This is a genomic window from Roseovarius spongiae (genome assembly GCF_003651245.1).
Classification (GTDB): Bacteria; Pseudomonadota; Alphaproteobacteria; order Rhodobacterales; family Rhodobacteraceae; genus Roseovarius; species Roseovarius spongiae.
Map to the genome: position 1 here is coordinate 1 of NZ_RAPE01000013.1, position 2565 is coordinate 2565.

1 protein-coding gene is annotated in these 2565 nt (G+C 59.8%); it reads right to left on the reverse strand.

Annotation, left to right across the window (positions count from 1 at the left end):
- Window positions 1-13: 13 nt before the first annotated feature.
- Complete coding sequence (locus D6850_RS19170) at window positions 14-2101, reverse strand: recombinase family protein (protein WP_206019336.1); 2088 nt, start codon at window positions 2099-2101, stop codon at window positions 14-16.
- Window positions 2102-2565: the final 464 nt, after the last annotated feature.

Sequence of the window (2565 nt, forward strand, 5' to 3'; positions counted from 1 at the left end):
CGTTGGTTGGTCATTATGCACCCCCTTCATAAGTGCTTGGAAACATTGAAAGCTGGTCCTCGAGTTCAGCGCGACACGGGCGTCCTTTTCGTGCGAGAGCGTCTTTGACCTTATCTGAATGCAAGTCAGTTGTCCGAATTTGGTATGGTGCGCCCTCGACCACCTGTCTTGCAGGCAGAATGCCGTCCTTAATCAGCTTGCGGATGACGTGATTGGTCACACCGAGTTCTTCCGCCGCCTCGGTCATGGTGCGCCACGGGCCGTCCTTGTCGGCAGACAGGTATCCGTGAATGTCATTTACACGCCGGATGGATGAAACGCGTTTTGCATTCCAGGTCTTGCCCTGACCTGTTGCCATGCCCATGCGGTTGAGACAGGCAGCGATCGACTCATCGGACCAGCGTCCTGCCATCTCGCGGATGATCCCCAGAGCCTCTTCACTGGTGCGGGCATTGTGTTCGCCGGTCTTCGGCTTCTTGACGCGCAATTCCGTATGCCGGCCACCTTTCCAGTGGACGACCAAGACGATTTCCCCTGTATCGTCGTCGATATCCGCCACGATGTCTTCGATCAGCGTCCTGAGCAATCGTTGCTTGTCGCGCATGGATGTCGCCGGTGCCGTCCACGCGGCCTCAAGATCCTGCGCAAGCCCCTCCAGGCGCGGGACATCCACGTCCGGGACTGCGGCGATCTCCGTATCCAGGCGCTGCTCGAAACTTCGAACACGTCCCAGAGCCTCTTCCCATCTCTTCTCCAGTTCCGTCGCGATGAGGCGGTTATCCGGGTCACAGGCGGCGTAGCGCCGTTCCGCCAGGGATGCGTCGTACCTTACCTGCTGCAGCTCCATCTCGAGAACCGATCGCTTGTCTTCCACGGCCTGGCTCACCATGGCGCGCGCCTCGATGGCCGCATCGATGGCAAATGGCGCCACAACTTCGAGAACGGCATCAGTGATGAGTTTGTCGGCCCGGAACCCGCCGAAGGTGATACAGCGCTTCTGTCCGAGAAGAAGATTTGGATTGTCACAGCGGTAAACAGGGCGTGGATTGCGGCCTGTATAGACCACATGCAACCGCCGCCCGCATCTCGCACAGCAGAGGAGGCCGGCCAGAAGCGCGCCGCCGCCGCGACCGGATTTGACCCCGCCGGCGCGTCCGAAAGCGTTCTTGGCCAGCTGTGCCTGATTGCGTTCATATTCCTCCCAATCAATATAGCCGACATGGTGATCCCTGATCACAACATCCCAGTCTTCGGGAGACTTGCGGTTCTTGTAGGTGACATGCGCGCGGCCGTCCCGAAGTTTTGCTTGCCGCCCGGTTTTACCATAGGCGTAGACCCCGGCATAAAACATGTTCTTCAACACGCTGATCACGTTGCGGTAGCGAATGGGCTGCCATTCGAAACTCGTCAGCCGAATGCCATCGGAGGGCCTGGGGAAATGAATGCCTTCGCCCGACATGGCCAGAAGAACCTGCCGGGCGCTCCCAAGTTCGCGGAACCGGCAAAAGATCTGCCGGACGACCTCTTGGATACGGAGATCGGGATCAAACATCACCCCGGCGTCACGATCCCACAGGTAGCCGATCGGCGGCGTATACCGCAGTGCGCCTCGGCGCGCTTTCGCCCTTGCGGCTTCAACCATGCGCGTGCGCAGGACGCCGAGCTCGAACTCGCTGATGCTGCCCTTCATGCCCAGAAGCAGCCGGTCATTGGGATGGCGCGGGTCGTAGACGCCGTCATGATCCACGACACGCGCATCTACCAGGCCGCAAAGCTCCAGCATGTGATGCCAGTCGCGCCCGTTGCGGGCCAGGCGCGACACTTCCAGGCAGAAGACCGCACCGACCGACCCCGAACACAGCATGGCGACAAGCCGTTCGAAGCCGGGGCGGGCCTGACAGCCACTGGCTGATACACCAAGATCGTCGTCGATGACATCAATCCCGGCAAATCCATACCTGCGGGCCATCTCAACAAGATCGTATTGCCGACGCTGGCTCTCGAGGTTCGTCATGACTTGGCTCTGTGTCGACTGGCGCACGTAGATCACCGCATGACGCTTGAGCAGCTCTGGTGGAAATGTGAGGGCCATGTCATTCATCGCGGTGTCCTCCCGGATCGGATTTTGCCGCGGTCAGGAGCACTTGCGCCAGCGCCGTCACGATCGACCGGTATTCTGGTTCCGTCAGCAATGGCGCTGGTGCCAACGGCAGTGGCAACTGGGTTGGTGTCGGGGATCTGTGATGCGTCATTCGGGGCCTCCATGGGTGAGTCGTCACCCTTGAACCCTCGCCGGAAACCGAGGTGCCCGAGAACCGAATGAAGATCGAAAAGCGCATCCGTGGACACCAAAGGTCCGCCAAGCTCGAAACCCTGACATACTGAAGCGTCCAGAATCCAAGCGGGTGCAAGGATCGCAATACCTGGATCGCGCTCGAGACCGACATGTTGGCCATCACCGCGATTGAGGGTCCGGAAAACCCTCACGTCCGCGCCAAAATAGGCATGCCATCGATAATGAACCCGATAGACCTGCCCGACATGGGCAGAATGAACGGGAACTGG

Bases quoted from the DNA above. Each gene is read 5' to 3' on its own strand.
- D6850_RS19170 (WP_206019336.1), bottom strand. From the start codon at position 2,101: ATGAATGACATGGCCCTCACATTTCCACCAGAGCTGCTCAAGCGTCAT.